This is a genomic window from Bacillus spongiae, assembly GCF_037120725.1.
In the GTDB taxonomy this organism is placed as follows: domain Bacteria; phylum Bacillota; class Bacilli; order Bacillales; family Bacillaceae_K; genus Bacillus_CI; species Bacillus_CI spongiae.
The window spans coordinates 1-23,960 of sequence record NZ_JBBAXC010000031.1 but is presented as its reverse complement, the minus strand read 5'-3'; the positions used below and the strand labels follow the sequence as shown (position 1 = coordinate 23,960).

Annotated in this window: 17 protein-coding genes, 21 tRNA genes, 2 rRNA genes and 2 pseudogenes; 40 read left to right on the top strand and 2 right to left on the bottom strand. The window is 35.3% G+C overall.

Features of this window, described 5'->3' with window-relative positions; translation table 11 throughout:
* From WAK64_RS21605 to WAK64_RS21440, 34 genes and pseudogenes are all read left to right on the top strand, one after another.
* Positions 1 to 83, top strand: a 23S ribosomal RNA gene (locus tag WAK64_RS21605); the annotation flags it as partial.
* Between the two features lie 237 nt (positions 84 to 320).
* Positions 321 to 436: ribosomal RNA gene (rrf, locus tag WAK64_RS21600) — 5S ribosomal RNA — on the top strand.
* 4 nt (positions 437 to 440) lie between these two features.
* A tRNA-Val gene (locus WAK64_RS21595) sits at positions 441 to 516 on the top strand.
* 5 nt (positions 517 to 521) lie between these two features.
* A tRNA-Thr gene (locus WAK64_RS21590) sits at positions 522 to 597 on the top strand.
* A 27-nt stretch (positions 598 to 624) separates the two neighbouring features.
* A tRNA-Lys gene (locus WAK64_RS21585) sits at positions 625 to 700 on the top strand.
* 16 nt (positions 701 to 716) lie between these two features.
* Positions 717 to 801: transfer RNA gene (locus tag WAK64_RS21580), tRNA-Leu, on the top strand.
* A gap of 10 nt (positions 802 to 811) precedes the next feature.
* Positions 812 to 886, top strand: a tRNA-Gly gene (locus WAK64_RS21575).
* 12 nt (positions 887 to 898) lie between these two features.
* Positions 899 to 987, top strand: a tRNA-Leu gene (locus WAK64_RS21570).
* Positions 988 to 996: 9 nt separating this feature from the next.
* Positions 997 to 1,073, top strand: a tRNA-Arg gene (locus WAK64_RS21565).
* Positions 1,074 to 1,114: 41 nt separating this feature from the next.
* Positions 1,115 to 1,191, top strand: a tRNA-Pro gene (locus tag WAK64_RS21560).
* 18 nt (positions 1,192 to 1,209) lie between these two features.
* Positions 1,210 to 1,285 (top strand) — tRNA-Ala (locus WAK64_RS21555).
* Positions 1,286 to 1,302: 17 nt separating this feature from the next.
* Positions 1,303 to 1,379: transfer RNA gene (locus WAK64_RS21550), tRNA-Met, on the top strand.
* 25 nt (positions 1,380 to 1,404) lie between these two features.
* A tRNA-Ile gene (locus tag WAK64_RS21545) sits at positions 1,405 to 1,481 on the top strand.
* Positions 1,482 to 1,489: 8 nt separating this feature from the next.
* Positions 1,490 to 1,582 (top strand) — tRNA-Ser (locus WAK64_RS21540).
* Between the two features lie 48 nt (positions 1,583 to 1,630).
* A tRNA-Met gene (locus tag WAK64_RS21535) sits at positions 1,631 to 1,704 on the top strand.
* A gap of 6 nt (positions 1,705 to 1,710) precedes the next feature.
* Positions 1,711 to 1,787, top strand: a tRNA-Asp gene (locus tag WAK64_RS21530).
* A 19-nt stretch (positions 1,788 to 1,806) separates the two neighbouring features.
* Positions 1,807 to 1,882: transfer RNA gene (locus WAK64_RS21525), tRNA-Phe, on the top strand.
* A gap of 10 nt (positions 1,883 to 1,892) precedes the next feature.
* A tRNA-His gene (locus WAK64_RS21520) sits at positions 1,893 to 1,968 on the top strand.
* Positions 1,969 to 1,980: 12 nt separating this feature from the next.
* Positions 1,981 to 2,054 (top strand) — tRNA-Gly (locus tag WAK64_RS21515).
* A 2-nt stretch (positions 2,055 to 2,056) separates the two neighbouring features.
* Positions 2,057 to 2,133, top strand: a tRNA-Ile gene (locus WAK64_RS21510).
* A gap of 6 nt (positions 2,134 to 2,139) precedes the next feature.
* Positions 2,140 to 2,214 (top strand) — tRNA-Asn (locus WAK64_RS21505).
* A 4-nt stretch (positions 2,215 to 2,218) separates the two neighbouring features.
* A tRNA-Ser gene (locus WAK64_RS21500) sits at positions 2,219 to 2,309 on the top strand.
* Between the two features lie 9 nt (positions 2,310 to 2,318).
* Positions 2,319 to 2,390 (top strand) — tRNA-Glu (locus WAK64_RS21495).
* An 841-nt stretch (positions 2,391 to 3,231) separates the two neighbouring features.
* Positions 3,232 to 5,121 carry a 1,4-alpha-glucan branching protein GlgB gene (glgB, locus tag WAK64_RS21490; RefSeq protein WP_336589040.1) on the top strand — a complete coding sequence of 630 codons (1,890 nt, stop codon included), beginning with the start codon at positions 3,232 to 3,234 and terminating at the stop codon, positions 5,119 to 5,121.
* Between the two features lie 4 nt (positions 5,122 to 5,125).
* Positions 5,126 to 6,277, top strand: coding sequence for a glucose-1-phosphate adenylyltransferase (locus WAK64_RS21485; protein ID WP_336589039.1), 1,152 nt, complete (start codon positions 5,126 to 5,128; stop codon positions 6,275 to 6,277).
* 27 nt (positions 6,278 to 6,304) lie between these two features.
* Positions 6,305 to 7,327 carry a GlgC family sugar phosphate nucleotidyltransferase gene (locus tag WAK64_RS21480; RefSeq protein ID WP_336589038.1) on the top strand — a complete coding sequence of 341 codons (1,023 nt, stop codon included), beginning with the start codon at positions 6,305 to 6,307 and terminating at the stop codon, positions 7,325 to 7,327.
* The gene (gene glgA, locus WAK64_RS21475; RefSeq protein WP_336589037.1) at positions 7,324 to 8,772 is read left to right on the top strand and encodes a glycogen synthase GlgA; all 1,449 of its coding nucleotides are present in this window, start codon (positions 7,324 to 7,326) and stop codon (positions 8,770 to 8,772) included. Before WAK64_RS21480 ends, glgA begins: the two co-directional genes overlap by 4 nt.
* Positions 8,762 to 11,170 carry a glycogen/starch/alpha-glucan phosphorylase gene (locus WAK64_RS21470; protein ID WP_336589036.1) on the top strand — a complete coding sequence of 803 codons (2,409 nt, stop codon included), beginning with the start codon at positions 8,762 to 8,764 and terminating at the stop codon, positions 11,168 to 11,170. The genes glgA and WAK64_RS21470 overlap by 11 nt, the downstream gene beginning before the upstream one ends.
* Positions 11,171 to 11,720: 550 nt before the next feature.
* Positions 11,721 to 11,918: pseudogene (locus tag WAK64_RS21465) on the top strand (nucleotidyltransferase family protein); the annotation flags it as partial.
* A 150-nt stretch (positions 11,919 to 12,068) separates the two neighbouring features.
* Positions 12,069 to 12,350 carry a TGS domain-containing protein gene (locus WAK64_RS21460; RefSeq protein WP_336589041.1) on the top strand — a complete coding sequence of 94 codons (282 nt, stop codon included), beginning with the start codon at positions 12,069 to 12,071 and terminating at the stop codon, positions 12,348 to 12,350.
* Between the two features lie 316 nt (positions 12,351 to 12,666).
* On the top strand, positions 12,667 to 13,182 hold the full coding sequence (locus WAK64_RS21455) for a GrpB family protein (protein WP_336589035.1): 516 nt from the start codon (positions 12,667 to 12,669) through the stop codon (positions 13,180 to 13,182).
* A 659-nt stretch (positions 13,183 to 13,841) separates the two neighbouring features.
* The gene (locus WAK64_RS21450) at positions 13,842 to 14,399 is read left to right on the top strand and encodes a BA5345 family protein (protein ID WP_336589034.1); all 558 of its coding nucleotides are present in this window, start codon (positions 13,842 to 13,844) and stop codon (positions 14,397 to 14,399) included.
* 450 nt (positions 14,400 to 14,849) lie between these two features.
* The gene (locus WAK64_RS21445; protein ID WP_336589033.1) at positions 14,850 to 15,908 is read left to right on the top strand and encodes an endonuclease/exonuclease/phosphatase family protein; all 1,059 of its coding nucleotides are present in this window, start codon (positions 14,850 to 14,852) and stop codon (positions 15,906 to 15,908) included.
* A 63-nt stretch (positions 15,909 to 15,971) separates the two neighbouring features.
* Positions 15,972 to 17,471 carry a DUF4077 domain-containing protein gene (locus WAK64_RS21440; protein ID WP_336589032.1) on the top strand — a complete coding sequence of 500 codons (1,500 nt, stop codon included), beginning with the start codon at positions 15,972 to 15,974 and terminating at the stop codon, positions 17,469 to 17,471.
* Positions 17,472 to 17,592: 121 nt separating this feature from the next.
* Here the strand turns inward: WAK64_RS21440 and WAK64_RS21435 are convergent, their stop codons facing one another.
* The gene (locus WAK64_RS21435; RefSeq protein ID WP_336589031.1) at positions 17,593 to 18,120 is read right to left on the bottom strand and encodes a CueP family metal-binding protein; all 528 of its coding nucleotides are present in this window, start codon (positions 18,118 to 18,120) and stop codon (positions 17,593 to 17,595) included.
* 687 nt (positions 18,121 to 18,807) lie between these two features.
* Between WAK64_RS21435 and WAK64_RS21430 the strand changes: the two are divergent.
* The 6 genes and pseudogenes from WAK64_RS21430 to WAK64_RS21405 all read left to right on the top strand — a co-directional run.
* A pseudogene (locus WAK64_RS21430) lies at positions 18,808 to 19,116 on the top strand (ArsR/SmtB family transcription factor); the annotation flags it as partial.
* 458 nt (positions 19,117 to 19,574) lie between these two features.
* Entirely contained in the window at positions 19,575 to 20,141 is a 567-nt protein-coding gene (locus WAK64_RS21425; protein ID WP_336589030.1) for a nucleotidyltransferase domain-containing protein, read from the top strand.
* Positions 20,142 to 20,208: 67 nt separating this feature from the next.
* The gene (locus tag WAK64_RS21420) at positions 20,209 to 21,186 is read left to right on the top strand and encodes an HD domain-containing protein (RefSeq protein WP_336589029.1); all 978 of its coding nucleotides are present in this window, start codon (positions 20,209 to 20,211) and stop codon (positions 21,184 to 21,186) included.
* Positions 21,187 to 21,354: 168 nt separating this feature from the next.
* Positions 21,355 to 21,882, top strand: a complete 528-nt coding sequence (locus WAK64_RS21415) for an NUDIX hydrolase (protein WP_336589028.1) — start codon at positions 21,355 to 21,357, stop codon at positions 21,880 to 21,882.
* 225 nt (positions 21,883 to 22,107) lie between these two features.
* On the top strand, positions 22,108 to 22,230 hold the full coding sequence (locus tag WAK64_RS21410) for a hypothetical protein (RefSeq protein WP_336589027.1): 123 nt from the start codon (positions 22,108 to 22,110) through the stop codon (positions 22,228 to 22,230).
* Entirely contained in the window at positions 22,227 to 22,820 is a 594-nt protein-coding gene (locus tag WAK64_RS21405) for a Bax inhibitor-1/YccA family protein (RefSeq protein ID WP_336589026.1), read from the top strand. Before WAK64_RS21410 ends, WAK64_RS21405 begins: the two co-directional genes overlap by 4 nt.
* 99 nt (positions 22,821 to 22,919) lie before the next feature.
* On the opposite strand, the gene WAK64_RS21400 is transcribed toward WAK64_RS21405, so the two are convergent.
* Positions 22,920 to 23,576 carry a zinc dependent phospholipase C family protein gene (locus WAK64_RS21400; protein WP_336589025.1) on the bottom strand — a complete coding sequence of 219 codons (657 nt, stop codon included), beginning with the start codon at positions 23,574 to 23,576 and terminating at the stop codon, positions 22,920 to 22,922.
* Positions 23,577 to 23,960 lie beyond the last annotated feature (384 nt).

Genomic DNA, 23,960 nt, shown 5'->3' with positions numbered 1-23,960 from the left:
AGATGATCAGGTTGATAGGTTCGAGGTGGAAGCATGGTGACATGTGGAGCTGACGAATACTAATCGATCGAGGACTTAACCAAAAGAAAAAAGTGAAAGCGACTGTTCATGTGCGACAAGCACGAGGCAGCTTACGAGGAGGCTTAGCCACCGCAGTGAGATGACTTGTGACCTCGAGCACATAGGAGCTGTAACTGGACAACGTAAGAACGGTGATTACTCACTCTTCATCAATCTTTATCTAGTTTTGAGGGTAAAATTTAAAAAAACTCTTGAAAAATATATTAAAAGCGGTATAATAATACTTGTCTTTTAAAAAATCTGGTGGCAATAGCGAAAAGGTCACACCCGTTCCCATACCGAACACGGAAGTTAAGCTTTTCAGCGCCGATGGTAGTTGGGGGCTTCCCCCTGTGAGAGTAGGACGTCGCCAGGAAAATGGAGGATTAGCTCAGCTGGGAGAGCATCTGCCTTACAAGCAGAGGGTCGGCGGTTCGATCCCGTCATCCTCCACCATAATTGCCGGTGTAGCTCAACTGGTAGAGCAACTGACTTGTAATCAGTAGGTTGGGGGTTCAAGTCCTCTTGCCGGCACCACTTAAAGAACTCATTAGGATGTTTTAAGAGCCATTAGCTCAGTTGGTAGAGCATCTGACTTTTAATCAGAGGGTCGAAGGTTCGAGTCCTTCATGGCTCACCATTTTATTAGAAAGCATGCGGGTGTGGCGGAATTGGCAGACGCACCAGACTTAGGATCTGGCGCCGCAAGGCGTGGGGGTTCGACTCCCTTCACCCGCACCATTTTAAATATGCGGAAGTAGTTCAGTGGTAGAACACCACCTTGCCAAGGTGGGGGTCGCGGGTTCGAATCCCGTCTTCCGCTCCATAACTACTCTGTGCCGGGGTGGCGGAACTGGCAGACGCACAGGACTTAAAATCCTGCGGTAGGTGACTACCGTACCGGTTCGATTCCGGTCCTCGGCACCATTATAATACGCGCCCGTAGCTCAATTGGATAGAGCGTTTGACTACGGATCAAAAGGTTAGGGGTTCGACTCCTCTCGGGCGCGCCATTATAAAATGTCAAAAAAGCTCTACGAGCTATTATATTTAACGGGAAGTAGCTCAGCTTGGTAGAGCACTTGGTTTGGGACCAAGGGGTCGCAGGTTCAAATCCTGTCTTCCCGACCATTAAGAACATCATGATTTGGGGCCTTAGCTCAGCTGGGAGAGCGCCTGCTTTGCACGCAGGAGGTCAGCGGTTCGATCCCGCTAGGCTCCACCAATTAAACATTATAATATGGCGGTGTAGCTCAGCTGGCTAGAGCGTACGGTTCATACCCGTGAGGTCGGGGGTTCGATCCCCTCCGCCGCTACCATATTGGATTTTTATTCATTGATCTTGGACCTTTAGCTCAGCTGGTTAGAGCAGACGGCTCATAACCGTCCGGTCGTAGGTTCGAGTCCTACAAGGTCCACCATATTATTCGGAGGAATACCCAAGTCTGGCTGAAGGGATCGGTCTTGAAAACCGACAGGCGGGTTAAACCGCGCGGGGGTTCGAATCCCTCTTCCTCCGCCATTATTATATTTATTTAAAATGAATATAAAAGGAAATACATTTTATCGTCGCGGGGTGGAGCAGTCTGGTAGCTCGTCGGGCTCATAACCCGAAGGTCGCAGGTTCAAATCCTGCCCCCGCAATACATTGGTCCGGTAGTTCAGTTGGTTAGAATGCCTGCCTGTCACGCAGGAGGTCGCGGGTTCGAGTCCCGTCCGGACCGCCATTATAGTAACATGAAATAAGGCTCGGTAGCTCAGTTGGTAGAGCAATGGACTGAAAATCCATGTGTCGGCGGTTCGATTCCGTCCCGAGCCACCATTTTATGTTGGCGGCTGTGGCGAAGTGGTTAACGCATCGGATTGTGGTTCCGACATTCGTGGGTTCGATTCCCATCAGCCGCCCCATAAAAATAGTAAGCGGGTGTAGTTTAGTGGTAAAACCTCAGCCTTCCAAGCTGATGATGTGAGTTCGATTCTCATCACCCGCTCCAATGGGCCTATAGCTCAGCTGGTTAGAGCGCACGCCTGATAAGCGTGAGGTCGGTGGTTCGAGTCCACTTAGGCCCACCATAGTTTTCCGCAGTAGCTCAGTGGTAGAGCTATCGGCTGTTAACCGATCGGTCGCAGGTTCGAATCCTGCCTGCGGAGCCATAATGGAGAAGTACTCAAGTGGCTGAAGAGGCGCCCCTGCTAAGGGTGTAGGTCGGGTAACCGGCGCGAGGGTTCAAATCCCTCCTTCTCCGCCAGTATTAATTGGCCCGTTGGTCAAGCGGTTAAGACACCGCCCTTTCACGGCGGTAACACGGGTTCGAATCCCGTACGGGTCATTGAAAGCTATTCTATTGAATAGCTTTTTTTGTTGGTTCAACTATTCATTATTGAATGAATGTAATGGTTATATATTGTTTGCAAAATACTGAGCCTTGATAAAAAATCTTGATCAAACATACGTATTCAAAGAGAAACATTATGATTTGACGTCATTTCTTATTTTTCATTGCTTTTACAAATACCCCGTTTATGAGAAACCTCCTGTTCTATTGACGTTTGTTAACTTATCTTACCTTTAAAGTAATCCCTCTGTGACATCAGTACATTAAACTGTTTCTTCAGAACCCTGTTATTACGAATCAACTAATTAGACCCAATTCATTATTATTAAATATATAATTACTTACCCAATATAAAACCTCTTTGTTTAAACGTAAAGCGTGTGCCGGTTTGTACTTCTTTTCTACTAATTTTAAAAGAGGAAGTACAAAACGAATGGTTGCTCTACAACTATTTTTTTATTTGATGGATGAATGAGTGAGTTTGATAGAGGTAGGACCAAGGAAATGTTGAGAAAAATATAGTTGTTTCAATTCATATATTACAAAATCAAACAGAAAAATTTTAAAGTTAAAGATGATTTATTTGTAACCGTTTTCAATCATTTACACGAAAATTACTTTTCTAATAAAGTAATTTTTTTATGCAAATACATTTCTAGTTCTTTCGTCAACTTTCTACATTTTAAAAAAATGTAACCGTTTTCCTTTTATTATGTACATTGTTTCGTTGTAAAGGTGTAGTTTTCTGTCGGAAATTAGGGAGGGATATTTAAAGGAGATAAGCTTTTCTAAAAGAATACACTCATTAGTACATAAAATTGCGTAGGTGAAGATAATGACGAATAGTAATCCAAGTTCAACTGATATCCATTTATTTCATGAAGGCCAATTGTTTGAGGCGCATCGCACTTTTGGATCACATGTCTATAACCATAATGGTCGAAAAGTTACTACATTTTGTGTTTGGTCCCCAAATGCTGAAGCTATATCAGTAGTTGGAACTTTTAATGAGTGGGGGGAAAATGCAGACGAATTGTTGATGAAAAAAGTGAGCGACAGTGGAATATGGTTTGCAGTTCACCAAACTTCATTAAAAGGTCATCTTTATAAATACAAAATTGTAACGAAAGATGGACAAACGAAGTTAAAGACTGATCCATTTGCCTTTTATGCTGAAAGGAGACCCAATACAGCAGCAATTATTTCCGAGGATGAAGATTATGAATGGCAGGATGAAAAGTGGCTATTAAAAAGAAAAATGAAGCCCGCTTATGATGAGCCGATGTTTATTTATGAAATTCATTTTGGAACATGGAAGATTAAAGGAAAAGAGATGTTTTATACCTATCAAGAAATAGCAGACGACCTTGTTCCATATTTAGTAGAGCATGGATATACACATGTGGAAATAATGCCTATTACAGAGCATCCTTTCGATCGCTCTTGGGGATATCAAAGTACAGGTTACTATTCACCAACGAGTCGTTATGGAACACCTGAACAATTAAAGTATTTTGTGAATAAATGTCACAAGCATAACATTGGCGTTATCTTGGATTGGGTACCTGGTCACTTTTGTAAAGATAATCATGGCTTGTACCAATTTGATGGGTCACACCTTTATGAATATGCTACTGAAAAGGACCGAGAGAATTATGATTGGGGTACCGCCAACTTTGATTTAGGAAAAAAAGAGGTACAAAGCTTTTTGATATCAAGTGCAAGATACTGGTTAGATCAATTTCATATTGATGGCTTTCGCATTGACGCTGTAGCGAAGATATTATATAAAGCCAATCAAGATCATGATCAACTCATTCCTAACGAAGGGGGGATTGAGTTTTTAAAGAAACTTAATACGGCTGTATTTGAATATGAACCGAATGCTTTAATGATGGCTGAGGATTCTACTGACTGGCCTCAAGTAACATCTCCTGTCCATTATGGAGGACTAGGCTTCAATTATAAATGGAACATGGGTTGGATGAATGATGTTCTGAAGTACATGGAAACACATGAAAATGATCGAAAGCAAGTACATTCTCTTTTAACGTTCTCTTTACTTTATGCGTTTTCAGAAAACTTCGTTTTACCATTATCACATGATGAAGTTGTTCATGGAAAAAAATCATTATTAAATAAAATGCCAGGCGACTATTGGCAAAAATTTGCACAACTACGCCTTTTATTTGGTTATATGGTAGCACATCCTGGAAAAAAATTATTATTTATGGGTTCAGAATTGGCTCCCTTCTCTGAGTGGAAAGATTTAGATCAAATTGACTGGCATCTAGAAAAATATAACATGCATCGTGCTTTTAATGCATATGTTAAAGAGTTATTGAATTTATATAAAGAAGTGAAACCTTTCTTTGAAAAGGACCATTTATCAGAAGGGTTTGAGTGGATCGATGTTCATAATTATGAACAAAGCATTTTGAGCTTTTTAAGGAAAGGAAAGAAAAAAGACGATTTTGTCGTCGTTATATGTAATTTTACTAGCAAGGTTTATCACCATTATAAAGTAGGTGTACCAAACGCTGATTACTACATTGAGCTATTTAATAGTGATGATGCATTATTTGGTGGATCAGGGCAAGTAAATCGTGACGATATTGAAGTAGTACATGAATCATACCATGGGAGACCGAAAACAGTTGAACTAACAATACCACCTTTCGCTGTTGTATATCTTTATCCTGTTAATCAAGAGAGAGGAGAATAAGCGTATGGGAAAAACGAAGTGTGTTGCAATGCTATTAGCTGGAGGGAAGGGAAGTAGACTAAGTTCCTTAACAAAAAACCTTGCAAAACCGGCCGTACCATTTGGTGGGAAATATAGGATTATTGATTTTCCTTTAAGTAATTGTACGAATTCTGGTATTAGAACGGTGGGAGTGCTCACTCAATATCAACCTCTTGTTTTAAATACATATATTGGGATTGGGAGCGCGTGGGATCTAGATCGAAAAAATGGAGGGGTGACGGTATTACCTCCCTATAGTGAATCTTCAGAAGTTAAATGGTATACAGGTACGGCTAGTGCTATTTATCAAAATCTAAATTATATTGAGCAATATGAACCTGAGCATGTGCTCATTCTATCAGGAGACCATATATATAAAATGGACTATGCTAAAATGCTAGATTATCATACTAATTCTGATGCGGACGCCACCATCTCTGTTATTGAGGTCCCATGGAAAGAAGCAAGTCGTTTTGGGATTATGAATACAGATGAAGATTTTAAAATACTAGAGTTTGATGAGAAGCCTGATCATCCAAAAAATAATTTAGCTTCAATGGGCATCTATATTTTTAAATGGTCCTTGTTAAAAGAGTATCTGGAAATGGATGAACGTAATCCGGAATCTAGTAACGATTTTGGAAAGGATATTATTCCGATGTTAATTGAAGATGGCAAAAAATTAAAAGCTTATCCTTTCAAAGGTTATTGGAAGGATGTTGGAACGATTAAAAGTTTATGGGAGGCAAACATGGATTTATTAAGAGACGATTGTGATTTGAATGTATATGATCATTCATGGCGCATATACTCTGTTAATCCTAATCAGCCGCCACAATATATTTCAGAAAATGCAGTTGTGACAGAGTCTCTTGTTAATGAAGGATGTGTTGTAAAGGGCATGGTTATTCACTCAGTGCTCTTTCACGGAGTAGAAATTGAGAAAGATGCTGTCATCAAAAATACTGTCGTTATGCCAGGAGCAGTAATTGGAAAAGGAGCCTATTTGCAAAATGCAATCGTTCCTAGTAATGTTCACGTTCCTGAAGGAGCATTTATTGCAAATGAAGAAAGTGAAGAGGACGTTATTTTAGTTACAGAAGAGTATTTACTGTCACATATGGAGGAAGTATAATCACTTCAAAATAATGGGGGAGAGAATATGAATAAAGCAATGCTTGGCGTGATTGATGCTACAACATTTCATGATACACTTGAAGATTTATTGTTACATCGTTCTTTAGCTGCCGTTCCTTTGGCTGGTCGATATCGCTTAATTGATTTTGTACTATCTAGTATGGTGAATTCGGGAATTGAAAGTGTAGCTATTTTTCCTAAATATCAATACCGTTCCTTAATGGATCATTTAGGTTCAGGTAAAAATTGGGATCTAGACCGTAAACGAGATGGACTATTTTTCTTTCCAGCACCTGCACTAGAGACAATAGAGGACGGTCCTGGTTCATTTAACCACTTTGCTCATCATATGGATTATTTTAATCGAAGCCATCAAGATTTTGTTGTGATAAGTAATTGTTATAGCATAAGTAATTTAGATTTTAAGGCAATTTTAGATCGGCATATTGCCGAAGAATGTGATATTACTGTAGTAGAACAAAAAGGAAAATCATTAGAAATCTTTATTCTCTCAACTAAACTGCTAATTTCGTTACTAGAAAGCAGAGGACATACTGGTTATACATGTATGCAAGATGTGCTTATGGACAGTGAATATAGCATTAACACATACGAAAGCACCGGTTATGTAAAGAAAGTAAAAAGTATTATTGATTATTACGAAGCGAATATGGAAATATTACAGACTTCTACATGGAAGGAATTATTTAAAACGGATAACCCAATCTACACGAAGGTTAAGGATGAACCACCAACTAGATATATGAAGCATTCCATAGTAAGGAATTCCATGGTTGCGAATGGTTGTTTAATAGATGGTACTATTGATCGTAGTGTTATATTTCGTTCAGTCAAAATAGGTAGGGGTTCATCATTAAAAAATTGTATTGTAATGCAAAAAAGTCAAATTGGAGAGAATTGTGTTTTAGAATCTGTCATTTTAGATAAAGATGTAAAGATACAAGATAATGTTAAATTAATTGGAACTCCCGAAGAACCAATTGTTATTCGGAAGGGAATTATTCAAGGAGAGTTGATGAACTCGTGAAAGTATTATTTGCGGTATCAGAATGTGTGCCTTTTATTAAATCTGGTGGTTTAGCCGATGTAGCAGGGTCGTTACCAAAAGAATTGATAAAGTTAGGCACAGATGTAAGAGTAATTATGCCAAAGTATAAAGAAATATCTCAAAAATACCAGCAACAAATGAAAAAAGTAACTGAATTCAACGTACAAATTGGGTGGAGAAAGCAATACTGTGGTATTGAACAGTTATCTTTAGATGGAGTCACCTATTACTTTGTAGATAACATGTATTACTTCCATCGTGATACATTATATGGCCATTATGATGATGGAGAAAGATTTTCTTATTTAAATCGAGCAATTTTAGAAAGTTTACCCTATCTAGATTTTTTCCCTGATGTGCTTCATTGTCATGATTGGCACACGTCCATGATCCCATTTTTACTAAGAGCAGAGTACGTTCATCGTCCCGGCTATCATTTTATGAGAAGCTTGTTTACAATTCATAACCTCCAATTTCAAGGTATTTTTCCGAAGGAAGTTATGACTGATTTATTAGGAATTGATAGCTATTATTTCACACCTGAACACTTAGAGTTTTACGGGAATGTAAATTTCCTTAAAGGGGCATTACTTTCATCGGATTATATCACAACGGTTAGTCCTACGTATCGGAATGAAATTTTACAGGAATATTACGGGGAAAAACTTAATGGAGTGTTAAAGCAAAGGAATGATCAGCTATTCGGAATTTTAAATGGAATTGACGATAGCTTATATGACCCGAAATATGATCCATATATTTCCCCTTATCATGTAAATTCCCTTGACGGGAAAGCGGTGAATAAACGAAATCTCCAACAGGAATTTGGATTACCTGTCAAAGATCATGTACCAGTTATAGCATTAATATCACGTTTAACAAAACAAAAGGGATTAGACTTAATTAAATGTGTATTTCATGAAATGATGCATGAAGATATTCAATGGGTGTTATTAGGTTCCGGTGAGTATGAATTTGAACAATTTTTCCGTCAGATGGAAAGAGATTATCCAGAGAAAGTAAGAGCTCATATTGGCTTTGATGAGAGTCGAGCACACCGTATTTACGCAGGTGCAGATTTGTTTATGATGCCATCGAAATTTGAACCATGCGGCTTAGGACAAATGATTGCGATGAAATATGGTACACTCCCAATAGTTCGTGAAACAGGTGGATTAAATGATACGGTGAAATCATTTAATGAAGAAACAGAAGAGGGATACGGTTTCTCATTTAGCCACTTTAATGCACATGACATGCTCTATACATATCGCAGAGCACTGTATTATTATCATAAGCCAGAGAAGTGGCAAAAAATTGTTAAACAAGCAATGAGACTTGATAATAGTTGGGCACAGTCTGCTTATAAATATAATCAGCTCTATGCGGAGCTCATATCTAGGAGTGAGAGTCATGTTTTCTGATAAAACTGATTTCAAAGAAGCATTTTTAAAAAGACTAGAGATGAGCTATGGAAAACCGTTTCCTCATACAACGAAGCGTGACCAATTTCATACATTAGGGAATATGATAAGAGAGTATATTAGTATGAACTGGATTCATACTAATGAGCATTATCGACTTCAAAATCAAAAACAAATGTATTACTTATCAATTGAATTCCTACTCGGTCGGCTATTAGGTCAAAACCTTATTAATTTAGGAATCTATGAAATTGTAAAAGATGGTTTACAAGATTTAGGTATTACTTTAGATGATTTAGAAGAAATTGAGTCGGATGCTGGATTAGGAAACGGAGGATTAGGTCGGCTAGCTGCTTGCTTTCTTGACTCATTGGCTTCTCTTGATCTTCCTGGGCATGGAAGTGGAATTCGATACAAGCATGGATTATTTGAACAGAAAATTGTTGAAGGCTATCAAGTTGAATTACCTGAACAGTGGTTAAGACACGGGCACGTATGGGAAGTAAGAAAGCCAGATTTGACTGTAAATGTCCCATTTTGGGGAAGGGTTGAATCATTTGTTGACGATCAGGGAAATCTTCGGTTTGAGCATAGAGACGCAGAATATGTAAGTGCTGTCCCTTATGATAATCCTGTAGTGGGATATAAGAATTCAACTGTAAACACATTAAGATTATGGAGTGCAGAGCCTGCACGCTACCAACCTCATAAAGACATGATGAAATACAAAAGAGATACTGAGGCCATTACAGAGTTTTTATATCCAGATGATACCCATGATGAAGGTAAAATACTTCGATTGAAACAACAGTATTTTTTAGTATGTGCAAGTATACGTACAATCGTTGATTCATATCTTACAAAAAATGACGACTTATTGAAGCTACCGGAATACGTTGTAATCCACATAAATGATACACACCCTGTTTTAGCGATCCCTGAATTAATGCGGTTATTGCTAGATGAGTATAAAATGAACTGGGATGATGCATGGTATATTGTCACGAAAACATTCTGTTATACAAATCACACCACCTTGTCTGAAGCACTTGAAACGTGGCCTGTCCGTATTTTTCAGCCGTTATTACCACGTATTTATTCAATAGTTAATGAAATAAATGAACGCTATTGTCATCAATTGTGGCAATCATACCCGAATGAATGGGATCGAATAGAAAAGATGGCCATTATTGCTCACGGTGAAGTAAAAATGGCTCATCTAGCGATTGCAGGAAGCTTCAGTGTAAATGGTGTTGCCAAAATACATTCAGAAATATTAAAAAAGAGAGAGATGAATTTATTTTATCAATTCAGTCCAGAGAAATTTAATAGTAAAACAAATGGGATTACACATAGAAGGTGGCTGTTAAAGGCAAACCCAGAGTTAGCTCAGTTAATTACTGAAACAATCGGCTCTGAATGGATTCGATCACCTGATCATTTAACGAAGCTTCATGCATTTTCTAGTGACAGTTCTTTTCAACAAGAATTGGCAAAAGTTAGAAGGGTGAAGAAAGAAAAATTAGCTCATCGCATTTATCAACAAAATGGGATTGTTGTGGATATTAACTCAATCTTTGATGTTCAAGTTAAGCGGCTGCATGCGTATAAACGCCAGTTGTTAAATGTACTTCATATTATGTATTTATATAACCGTTTAAAAGAAGATCCTACGTACAATATGCTACCAAGGACATTTATTTTTGGAGCAAAGGCTTCACCTGGTTATTATTATGCAAAAAAGATTATTAAATTAATTCATAGCGTATCAAAGAAAGTAAATGCAGACCCGATGGTTAAAGAAAAAATCAAAATCATTTTTTTAGAGAATTATCGAGTGTCCGTAGCAGAAGAAATCTTTCCAGCAGCTGACGTTAGTGAACAAATTTCAACTGCAAGCAAAGAAGCCTCGGGAACGGGAAATATGAAATTTATGATGAATGGTGCACTAACCGTTGGTACGCTAGATGGAGCGAATATTGAAATTTTGGAGAGGGCAGGAAAAGAGAACATTTTTATTTTTGGCCTATCTGCTGAAGAGGTATTAAGGTATTATTCGCAAGGTGGATATTCTTCGATGGAATATTACCATTTAGACGAACGAATTCATACGGTTGTAAACCAGCTTGTAAATGGTTTCTTTTCTGAAGATGAATCTGAATTTGAACCGATTTTTGATTCTCTATTGGTTGAAAATGATTATTATTTTGTACTAAGGGACTTTGCATCCTATATTGATATTCACCAAGAAGTAGATGCAACCTTTCAAAAGCCTGAAAAATGGTGGAAGATGAGTATCGAAAATATTGCTAATTCAGGTTATTTTTCAAGTGACAGAACAATAGAAGAGTATTCGAATCACATTTGGAAGATTAATCAATACTCCTTCCATAAATAAAAAATTCTCATGTTTTACGAAATCATGAATTAGCACTAGTAATGATGGGATATTATACTTTTATGGATTACTACTAAAATTGATGATTCACAGTCTTAATGGATAGTACTTTCTTGATTTAACAGCTATGTTGGCAAGAACCTACGTTGACCTTAATAGAGTATAATTAACAATCCTGTTGAAGTTTCGCAGGATTTTTTCTTATTTCATTCACCAGCAAGGAGAGAATGAAATAATGGATACTATGTTTAAGGGAGTTTATAGAGAACTACCTTTCTTGCATTTAAAGGTGTTATAATAATCCAAAATGAAAATGGAGAAGGTGCTATGGTTTTCAATTGGAAAGAATCCTTAATGAAAAAGGCAAAATATATAACAGATCAAGAGCAACAACTCTTAATAAAAGCCATTTGAAGTAAAGAAACTAACAAATAACGATAAACACATATTTACTAATACTGTTACCTTGTGTTCTCAACAACTTGAGATAAACAATCAAAACTTAATTCCGGTGAAAATAGATTGGTTTTAATCGCCACTTTCTGATCTCTTCACAATTGAGCTCATCACTAATACTTCACTTAATTGTTACGCATTATTAGGTGTAATACATAGTTTATTTAATCCTGTTGAAAACAGCTTTCATGATGAAATTGCGGTGAAGAAACATATGTTCTCTAGTCGCTTAAGGACAGCGGTCTGGATTAATAATGTTGACGTAAACATTGAAATTAAAATAAAAAGTAACGATAAAGAAGGAATATTTAGTAGATTAAGAGGTGCAACAACCGAAGAAGTAAAAACCCTTAGTTCAGAAATACTCAGAGATTCGATTAAATCAGTTAAGGCGATTTCCAATAACCCTATTGAATTCTATGAACTTATATCCTTTGAACTGTTGCAAAAGGATATTACAGTTTGCAGTCCTAACATGGACATAGTCACATTACCGGAAGGTTCTACTGCCCTTGATTTTGCATTCTTTTTAAACACTACATTGGCAGCCAAAACGTCCGAGGTTAAAGTTAACGGTGTGATAAAGACGATGAATACCAAATTAAAAGATATGGATATTGTTGAGATTATAGTGAAAAATCAGATTACGATTAAAACAAGCTGGCTGAACTATGTTCAATCATCAAAAGCTATAAAAGAAATTAACCGAATAGCTAGCAATTAGCATTCTTGATTTAACGCATGTGGGTTAGGGTTATATGCGAATTTGAAATTTATGACCATACATAATAGGCAGCAAAAGCTTTAGTGAAGGCTACAAATTGGCATGAGACAGGTTTCAAAGATTAAAACCTTAGCAGATAAACAAGATTCAGGCAATACGATTATGTGAATAGACAAAGCACTCAGGAGCCTATGAGCCTATCTTCCATTTTGAAATGGATACATTGGTTAAATTATAAACGAAGAGATTAGTTCTTTAATGCGACATAAGAGGGAAATGAATGTATGTAACCTAGATTTTAAAAAGAGGTGTTACTTTGAGAAGGGTTGAAGTAAGTTCATATAATGAAAAATGGTCTTCCATGTTTACGGAAGAAGTTGAAAAACTTTCGCTTATTTTTGGAAATGAAATTGTAGATATTCATCATATTGGTAGTACTTCAGTACCGGGGTTAAAAGCAAAACCTGTCATCGACATCATGCCTGTTGTAAAAGACATTGACCTCGTTGACAAGCATTATCAAGAAATGCAAGACATTGGATATGACCCTAAAGGAGAGAATGGAATACCTAAACGAAGATACTTTCAAAAAGGTGGAGACAACCGCTCCCACCATATTCATATTTATGAGGTAGGAAGTGAAGAAATAAAGAGACACTTAGCTTTTCGAGATTACTTAAGGAAACATCCAGATGATAAGAAGAGTTATGGCGAATTGAAAGAAAAATTAGCCAAACAATATCCTTATGATATTGAATCATATATAAATGGTAAAGAGCGTCTCATAAAAGAAATAGAAGGAAAAGCATTGGACTGGTATGAAGAGGTTTGAAACGATTCTATAAATATTGATAATAAACTATAGCGTGATGAAAGAATACGGAGCTTTTCTGTAATAGAGAAGCTCTTTATTTAATGAGTTGAGCTAGATAATGGAATAAGGCTTCTAAACATTCTTAGACAACGGTATAAAATTATGAAGAAAGCTTCACCTAATAAATGGCTAGACCTTCCAAGAATGTAAGGTGAAAATTCTTTATTTATATACATAGATAGTTAAGTAATACATAATTAAAGTAGAAGTATGTGTAATGAATACACGTACAGTAAAAAGGTTAATATTCTGACAAAAAATATTGAGTCATTCACTTTAAATAGTTAAAAGGCGTAAGTGGTAGATATCTGTGACTTATTGCGTCCGTATAATGTTTTGGTCTTCAGGTAACAATGAAGAATTGGTTTAAATGTGTGGTGTAGACTCTTAATTTGAGAGGTGTAGATTGAAATAGAAAAAATATAAAGGAAAGGGTGAAATAATGTGGAAGAAAAAGCAGTATGAATAATTCAATACTCGTTTAGAAGAATAAAGGTTGGATACACAACCCTTGTCTTATAAGACGTTTTACTAAAATATTTGTGTTACTGGGGATTCCTTAAGTTGTCAAAAATAAGAGAGCTCTTTAAGTTAATATATAGAAGGGAGAAACCGATATGAATATTGATACGAAATATTTAGTCAGATGGGGTATACCAGGTTGGATACTAATCATGATTACCGGACCTTTTATCTTTTTTGAATTTAAAGATGAGATAGTGAAACTTTCGCAAGAGGTCAACTTTATTGCCCTGGGAGCTTTTTTAACGGCTATAGGGGTTCCTTTAGGGTACTTACTGAATCAAGTACACCATTCTTTATCTTGGGTCATTCCTAAATATAGAGAGTGGGATAAGTATTTTGATAAAGAGATAGCAGTAGACGAATATTTCTTTAAAAACGAAATAGGAAAGATGCAGAAAGAGCGATATAGATATTTATTATCTAGAAAGCATGAACTAGGAGGTTTAAAGGTTAGTTTACTATTCTCTCTAATCATTATTTTAATTGTATCAATCTTAACCAAGTTCAACTGGTGGGAAGTCTTATATTTCATAACAGTGTTTATATTTTATTTACTTATCCACTATAGTAGTAAATATTCAAGTATGAATGTTGAAAAATACTTTTCTTACTACCTTACAAAATCAATGAATTCCAATAAAGATGATTAGATCCTACAGGAATGAAAAGAAACTTACTTTCCCCCACAATGTTAAAAGCTAAAATTGATAAAGACGGGAATTCAAGTCTAGTGATACTGTAAGGTTGATATTGTTGAATAATAATATTATTAATGAATGATATTATTCTAGCGAGACGAGGATAAGGATTTAGCAGGGAGAGTCTGAAGGGACATTAAATCTAAGATACCTTTGGTGAAAAAAAGTAAGATATCTTTTTGCTGACGATTAATGATTACATAGAAATAGTTCAATTATCCTCTACAAATTAGGCAAAATTACTTATCCATTAATTCTTATATTTTCTATATAAAAAGTAAGAATATTTCTAAAAAATAGTGAAATTATTCTAATCAAATCTTATAATGATATGTAAATAGTACTATTATAATAGTAAATCATAATCAAATACTAACAAGATAGTAAAAAGGGGCATTCAGGTTGAGAAAAATAGTAAAATGGTTTGTTTATTTAATAGGGGTTCTAGGTCTTTCTGTTGCATTATTTTTAGCATATGTGACCATTACTGAAGAGGTTCCTGAAGATGTAATTAAGTTGGAAATTGAAAATAACAACCAAACGGAGCTGAAGCAAGGAGTTCCATTTAGTACAACTATTTTTAATATTGGATATGGGGGATTAGATAAAGATCAAGACTTTTTTATGGACGGAGGAAAAGGCTCAGGTGCAAGTAGTAAAGAGCAAGTGTTAACCAATATTGATAATATGCAACATTTTTTAAAGAAAACAGATTCGGATTTCATTCTCATACAGGAAATAGATGTTAAATCGAAAAGATCTTTTAACACAAATGAAGTTGATATATTTACGGATAGTTTGGAAGGGTATGGTTCAACCTTTGCTTCTAACTATAATACTCCTTGGGTACCGGTTCCTATTTTAAAACCAATGGGCCATGCCAATAGTGGGATGAGTTCTTTTTCAAAGTATAAGATAGAGAAGTCAACTAGATACCAGCTGCCAGGAAGAGAAAAATGGCCCGTTCAATTGTTTGAATTAGATCGAGCAATTGTTGAAATGAAAATACCCGTAGATAATGGTAAGTATTTAAGGATGGTGAATGTTCATTTATCCGCTTACGATGAAGGCGGGAAAATAAGGGCTCAACAAGTCGCATTCCTAAAGGAATATATGAATGAACACTATAACAATGGGGATTATGTCGTTTTAGGTGGTGATTGGAACCAGCTTCTATCTGATGTTCAGTTGACAGATCCGAAATTTATGAAGGAATGGCCTGAATGGCTGGTCCAATTGCCAGAGGATTTTACCGAGGGTGGATTTCAATGGGCGGTCGATTCTACTGTTTGGACAGTTCGAGATGACGTAAAACCGTATGTAGAAGGAGAAAATTTTGTAACTATTATTGATGGATTTTTGGTGTCTCCAAATATTGAAATTGTTGATGTAAAGGGACATGATTTAGAATTTGAAAACAGTGACCATAATCCTGTTTCAACTACATTAAAGTTAAAATAACGAGTTTTTTTATTGTGAAATGAATAGTAATGAAACAGGTATAAGGAAGGAAGTGTAAGGGGTTTGCGATGGTTAAGGAAAAAATGCTTTTCAAACTTAGAGCTAGAATCACAAAAGAATAATTTGTTTATGTTTATCATAATGTGTAGTTTCTTTTTAGGGGTTGGGGCATTAGCCTATTATGAGTATCTATTTACAACAAGGGCAATTCCATTTTGGATTGTTAGTGTTCTTATCATTTGTTTAGGTCTAATCATACCATTATTTCCGAAAGCCATTTCGCTATATAAATATGTTATGGCTGTAATGCTTCTTGCGATGTCTTATATAATGGTTTACACATTTAATGAAACGCCAGCAATCTATCATCTAGTGTATTTTACTATTGCTGTATCCTTAATTTATCTTAATGGAACGCTGGTTCTCTTATTAGGAGGAATTTCCCTTCTAACGACAATTGTCTTGTTTATGAATTGGCCACAACAATTTTTTAATTATACAACCCCTTCGGAAGGGCTCAATTTTGGGCTATTCATTGTGATTATTACGATTGCAATGTGGGGAGTCACACGAATTGGGCAAACACTCCTTTTACACGTAGATAAAGAAAGAAATGAAGCTTTTGAAAAAGCGAGTAAGTTAGAAGAAACACAGAAAGTTATTCAGGAAACGGTTGAACAACTTCTCGAGCATTTTACACTATTAAACAGCAATGTAAGTACCTCAAAGGAATCCATTAGTGAGATTAATGTCGCCTTTCAGGAAGTAGCGGAGGGCTCACAATCCCAATCAGAAATGATGACTCGATCAGTAGAAGTTCTGAATGATATGAAGACGGACTTTAGCCAAATGATTTCTCAGGTGAAGGAAGTGTCTTCTAATGTTGAAGGAAGTATTCAAGATTCAAAGGTAAGTGCCAATACGTTACAGGATTTTGAAACAAATATGACTGGATTAAATGAAGTAATGATGGAGTCAGGTCAAGTGATAAGAGAATTGACAGAGCAATCGAAAAAAATGAATCAAATTATTGGAGTCATTACAGGGATTTCGAAACAAACAAGCCTTTTGGCACTGAATGCAAATATAGAAGCAGCTAGATCTGGTGAACACGGAAAAGGCTTTGCCGTTGTAGCCAATGAAGTATTAAAACTTGCAGATGAAACGAATCGTGCAGCTGAGATGATTCAAACTATATTACAGGAGTTTAGTCATCAAGCTAGTATGGTAGAAAAGCAGTTGGAAAGAGGAGAAGAAGTTCAACAAGAATGCAATGCAATGCTTTTAAATGTTCGTTCAAATATGAATAACCTTAGTACTTTCATTAGTGGACTTCATACGCTCATGACTAATATCGTAAATCAACAAGGAGAATTCCAATCGAAAACGGTACAAATAGTCGAAGAGGTAACCAATGCTTCAAGTCTCATTCAGGAAACTTCTGCTGCAACAGAGGAAGTATTAGCAAGTGTGGAAGGCGAATCAACCCGGAATGAAAAGTCTGTCATTACTTTAGATGCAGTTGCTACCCGCGTTCAACAATTAGAAAGTATTTTTAAATAGAAATGAATGGCCCCTTTTAAAGGGAAACAGTGCGTTGAAAAGTACATAAAGGTTCGGATGGGGTGATTTACCTCCCGAAAAGGTGGACAAATAAAGAGAAGTATCAAAAAGATACTCCTCTTTACAATAATTGCATTGTAGTCACGCACGTCCCATCCTTTTTAAAAGTAGAGAGATTGCTTTCTACCATTTTTCCATCGTACTTTATACGTACTTGATATTCCTTGTCTCGAGGTAACCATAGATCAAGAAAGCCGTTTTTGCCAGAAACCATATTTTCATCTACGATAATCTTCCCAGTGGAATCTTCTATTACAACATCAAACGTTTTGTTTGCGAGTTCCCCTTGGCAACTAGTCAAGTTATGGTTAGTGCAAGGGTGTGTCTTGTTTATATATGGTGCAATTGAAACGAAGAATTCGTCCTTTGGCAAATCATACGTACGTTCTTCCTCATTCGTATCCTTTACTATTAGATGTTCAGATGTGATGGATGCAGTCTCCACCTTAATGTTCCCTACACTATAGTCATGAACTAAATCTTTAATAGAGGGTGAATCTGTTTTTTGTTGTGTTTGTGTTTGATCATCACTACAAGCGGCCAAAAGAAAAATAGCTGTGAGAGCTACAAATAAACGATTGATTTTCATAGGTATGCACCACTCCTTACAGTTTCTATAAAGTATTATATAGTATATTTTTTTTAGTTAGAATAGCAGAGAGCTGTTTATCACTGAACTGTCATAATTGATGTAAGTGTCCAATTAGCATGTGGGAACAATCCTGAAACTGGAGCCCTTACATTTGAACTTAGAACTATTTTTAGATTGTTTTATTGGACACATTATACAGCTAAAATTTATTACGAGTACTCTCTTAGGCATTCTCTAAAGCTCAATTGGCTGGCGAATTATGAGATTCGTTCATTAAATCAAGAAAAAGCAGAGAGAGACTCTGCTTTTTCTTAATTTAAATAGTTTTTCTCCAATCAAACCATATATTTCTTGTTCATAATTGAAGTATACATAATATTTTTGTCATGTTTTCGATAAGTAGTGTGTAAATGGTTTTCTGGACTTGAAAGAAACAATAGGATTTAGCTAGCTATTATAATACTTGAATGAACGCCCTTGATCTAAATAGGCTGCTTCTCTCTATTCATTAAAAGGATGGATATCCTTAAGGGATTTTCTAAAAATGGTGAGCTATTTGCATGAAGTCAAATTGCACGTTATAATAATATTAATCAAAAATATTTGATTCAATAACACAATGTTTATTCTCATTTATTGCTTAGTTATGAAAAAATGAATATTGTTGCAAAAGGGAGAGAGCATATGGAAAATCAAATCCCATTACACGACTCATCATTGGAGCAAACTTTCTCAACATATGAAATGAAGTTTAAGGCATTAGCTGATAAGAAAAGGCTTCATATCCTCAATATACTCTCGCAAAAGGGTGAAATGTGTGTTTGTGATTTAGCTCCCATTGTTAATATGACTCAGTCTAAATTATCGTATCATTTAAAAATATTATTTGATGCAAATATTTTATCAAGAGATACAAGGGGAACATGGAGTTATTATCAGATAAATTTGAAGGAGTTAAATCATTTATTGTCTGAAGAACTTTGTAATTTATTTAGCTCTTTATCAGATATAGGCAATGGAACAGAAGTGAAAAGTTGTAGACCAAACCTTGATACTAAAGGTGACAATGGAAATTCATGTTGCAAATAAAATATAGATAGAAAAGATTTAGGCGCGGTGATGTAACATCGTGCTTTTTTGATGGGACGGAATGACAATGGTTATGAAAAAGCGGACCTCTTTGCTTAGAATAGAAAAAGGAATAATGGAGTAGAGAATGATGCCAAAATTACGTGCGTTATTTATAAAAGATAAAGAAATAAGATAGGTGAAAGCAATTATAGAAAGAAGCTAGTTATAGAGAAATTCTTATCATGATTTTTACTTAGAACTTAGCAAAATCAACAATATATATTCTACATAAGAATTCATTTCTGTAATCCGTGATATGCCATCTATTAGGTCCAAAGTTTTCAGCGAAATAAATTTTTACTAATAAAAGGAGGGTATTTATGCCTTTTGAACAATGTATGTACATAAAAAATGTGATGTCTACTTTTAAGCAAGAATGGTTTTTTGCAGGTGGTTGGGCGATTGATCTTTTTTTGGGAAAAGAAAGCAGAAATCATCAAGATATTGAGATTGGGATATATAGAAATGTCCAAGGTGAACTGAAACAATATCTTAAAAACTGGGAATTTAATAAAGTTATAAATGGGCAAGTTACTCCCTGGCAAGGTGAGTATTTAGCATTACCTGTTCACGAAATACATGCAACCAATACTAATAAGCATGAATTAGAAATACTATTAAACGAATCGGACGATGAAAATTGGAAATTTCGAAGGGATTTACAAATTTCCTATCCATTAAAAACAGCGGTAAAGTATTCAGATACAGGCCTTCCATATTTGACTCCAGAAATAGTTCTATTATATAAGGTGAAAAATACTAGAGAGAAAGACCATTTGGATTTTTTATCTGCTAAAAGATTTCTTGACTCTAAGCAGAAAGATTGGTTAAGGCGAGCAATCATGATTCATGAGCCAGAGCATGAGTGGCTTCATTTATTAGATTAACATAGAAAAGAAAGTGTATTGCAGGAACTTGTTATTATAGGCTTATATTCTAGTAGGAGGTAATCTAATGAAAATAGTAGATGAAATTTATGGAGAATTTATTATTGAACCCGTTTTGGAAGACTTGATTAATAGCCAAACGATTCAACGATTAAAAAAAGTTCATCAAGGTGGAGCAAGCTATTTGGTTAATAAGCAATGGAACGGGACTAGATATGAACATTCTATAGGTGTAATGCTTTTAGTTAGACGACTTGGAGGTACGATTGAAGAGCAAATAGCTGGGTTATTACACGATGTGTCTCATACAGCATTTTCTCACGTGATTGATTATGTATTTGATGCAAAAAATGAAAATTATCATGAGCAAATATTTAATCAAGTAATTGAAGGCTCTAACATACCATCCATTTTAGCCAAACATAATTTGGACTTTAAAAAAATTATTGACGATTTATCACAGTGGAAAATACTTGAACAGCCCTTGCCTGAACTATGCGCAGATCGAATTGATTATACATTAAGGGATATGTATCATTATGGGAAAATTTCGCTCGAGGAAGTACGGGTGTTTCTATCTCATCTTGTGATTGTAAACAGGAAAATTTACATAGATAGTATAGAGTGGACAGAATGGTTTGTAGATACATATTATAAAGAGGTCATTGACTATTTTTTAGACCCATTGAACATTTACGGATATACCATTCTATCAAAAATATTAAAAATGGCGTTAACAAAAAATATAGTAAGACCGGAAGACTTCTTAGGTACAGATGAAGAAATAATAAATCAATTATATCGCTCAAATGATAAAGAAGTTATTCACTCATTGAATCAATTGCAAGGAAAAGTTATGTTAATTGAAGATGATCAAGATTATGATTATCACATGAAGCAAAAAGAACGGTTGATTGATCCATCCATTTGGTTGGACGGTCAATTGATTAGGGCCTCAACGATTTCCGAGAAAGTTCGATTACAACATTCAAGGGCTTCAATAAAGGCAAGAAAAGGGGTTTATTTACGAGTCATTTCAAAGTGATAGGAGCTTTACTGAAGGTTACTTTGAAAAAGGCTAAGCAAATATCTCAAAGATTATCTGGATTACACCAAATAACAAGCATGGTGAAGATTGGTTTCTTATTTCAATACCTGCTGCAGATACGTTGATTTATATATTGAATCATTTCCTTAAGTTAGAGGTGAAAATTTGAATTTTAACAAAGTGATAGAGTTCCCAATAAACAATCATTATAGTGGCATCAAATTGAGAGAAGCTGTTAGAGGTATAATTATTTCTAATAACCGTATTTTACTAGTCCATTCAAATAGGGGGGACTATAAGTTTCCTGGAGGTGGTGTGGAAGAAAATGAGAGTCATTCCGCAGCACTTGTACGGGAAATAAGAGAGGAAACTGGATACTCGAACTGTATAGTCAAAGAAAAGGTTGGTATGGTCATTGAACGGAATATGGATGATTACGAAAATAATAAATTATTCCAAATGACGTCACATTATTATTTATGTGAATTAACTACTAGAGAAAAGATGACTCAGCAACTGGATGAATATGAATCAATACTTGATTTTAAACCAAGATGGGTTTCCTTAGAAGAAGCCCTTAGACAAAATGAAAGTCTTCTCAGTCAGGTTGAGAAAATTAGCTGGTTAAAACGCGAAACTTTTGTATTAAACGAATTAAATAATACAAGAAATATCGGTATCAGTAATGAGTAAGAAACTTTTCAGCGGGGTTTACGTATAGATGTTTATGGAGGGAAAGAGAGAATATAGTAATCCATTCAGTTATTAAACAAGGTATGTTGTTCGTGATGGGGTCAAACAAAGGAGCGTAAATTCCTGATACTCTTTCAATCTCTGAAGGATGGTTAAAAGAGAAGGAACCAAAAGAAAGATAACAAAAAAAGAAAAATATAGGTTACTTTAGCAGGGGAAAATTTAATGGGTAATCATTTAATTAAACAAAAAGTGTTGCCAACATTTTTTGTATCACTCCTTATCACTGTAATGGGTATGCTGATTGGAATGATGTTTATTCCACCCGCCATAGCTATGGGGGAATGATAACGATTTTTATTGTGTTACTTGTTTCCGCTTTTGTAAAACGAAAAAGTAGTGGTCCATTTGGTTTTAGAATGAAATATTCCACGCTATATCTATTCACATTTATTATGGGAATAGGGATTTATCCTTCGGTTGGGTATTTTCTTTCTTCCGGCGGCGCTGAGCTCGTAATGCTCGCATTTATTGTAACAAGCATTCTTTTTGGTAGTTTATTTCTCTTTTCATATCGTTCCACCTTTTTAGGACCAATGCTGTTCTCTGCTTTGTTAGCCTTAATTATTATATCAATCTTCGGCATTTTTATTGGTGGAGAGGTGATGCATTTAACTGTTGCCTATATAAGCGTAGTTATTTTCTTAGCTTATGTATTATATGATGTATCACTGATGAAGCAATATTTAACGGATGGACAAGATGTTCCTAGCGCCGTTTTTAATTTGTATTTAGATTTCATTAATCTATTCTTAGATTTATTACGAATCTTATATTCTTTTTCTAACGATAACTCATCCATAAATGTGAATACTTATTCAAAAAAAGCTAGATTCTCCTGGAATCTAGCTTTTTTTAAGGCTATTTGTCGTACTTAATTATTGTAGAAGGGTACGTATTAGTAAACTTTTGAATAAATAGTTAATTTCCTTTTCAAAACTCGAGGTAAGGTGAAGTGATTTTCCATACTGTAACCCTTAAACGAGCTGTAGCTTCACTTTTTCCTTTATTAATTCTTCACTCTTTTGAACAGTATTTTCAATAAAGGTATCGACTTCAGCTGGGGAGAGATAGATAAACTTGTGGTCATCAGAAATCTTACTAGTTTGATAAAATTTAGTAATATTTCTGATTTGTTTAAGTGTCTGTCCCGTTGGAAAGAAATCTAAATACTCAGGGAAAGACGTTATGTGTTGAAACTCAGTCCAGAAAATATTATCTTTGTGGTTTTTGAGATATAAAAAATCTAAACCGTACCAATCTCTTTTAACAAGCTTAGAGTATTCAGGGGTATGCAATATTTCTTGGTACACTTTTTCCTTTTTCTTTTGTTCAAGGAGTGTAATCCATTCTTCATCGGTTACTAAATGAATGTAATATCCTAAATAATATGAAAATTTGAGAGAAAATTGTTCGTTTTCGTTACAAAGATATTGATTGTAAAAAGAATTAGAGTTGATTTTTCCCTCAAGCTCGAAATGAGTAATCTCTTTTGGAGGTGTAGGTTTACCATCTTCTCCAATAAGTCCACAATCTGGACCAATATTTCCAACCAAAAAGTCAATTTTTGAAATAGGAAGTTCTTTTTTTAATAGTTCTTCAGCAATTCTAAAATGCGTAACCCAAGTAGCCAAAGTATTCTCTCCTTTATTGTTTATTTGATTATGGAAAAGGATTTTTACTCGTAAATTTTATTTTTGAAAGAATGAAAAAATTCGGTGGGAATTTAGATTTAGTGCCTTCACTAACCTGATAAATGCTTAATACACCTTTTCACAATTGCTTTTCTATCTTAACATAAATATCCAATGTCTTTTAAAAAAGTTCACAAACATTCGTTATTAAATATCAAGTAACCTCAATTTACTAAATGAGTATATCTTTAGTTTAAAATTTTGTCTCTTCACCATTTTCTGTGATTTGCACCCAATCCTAGAAATTAGTTAACGAGAGTGCGCAGCCGATCAGGCGATGTTCTTCTTCAGCTTGGAGACCACTTAGTTGGTAGAATAGGAGCT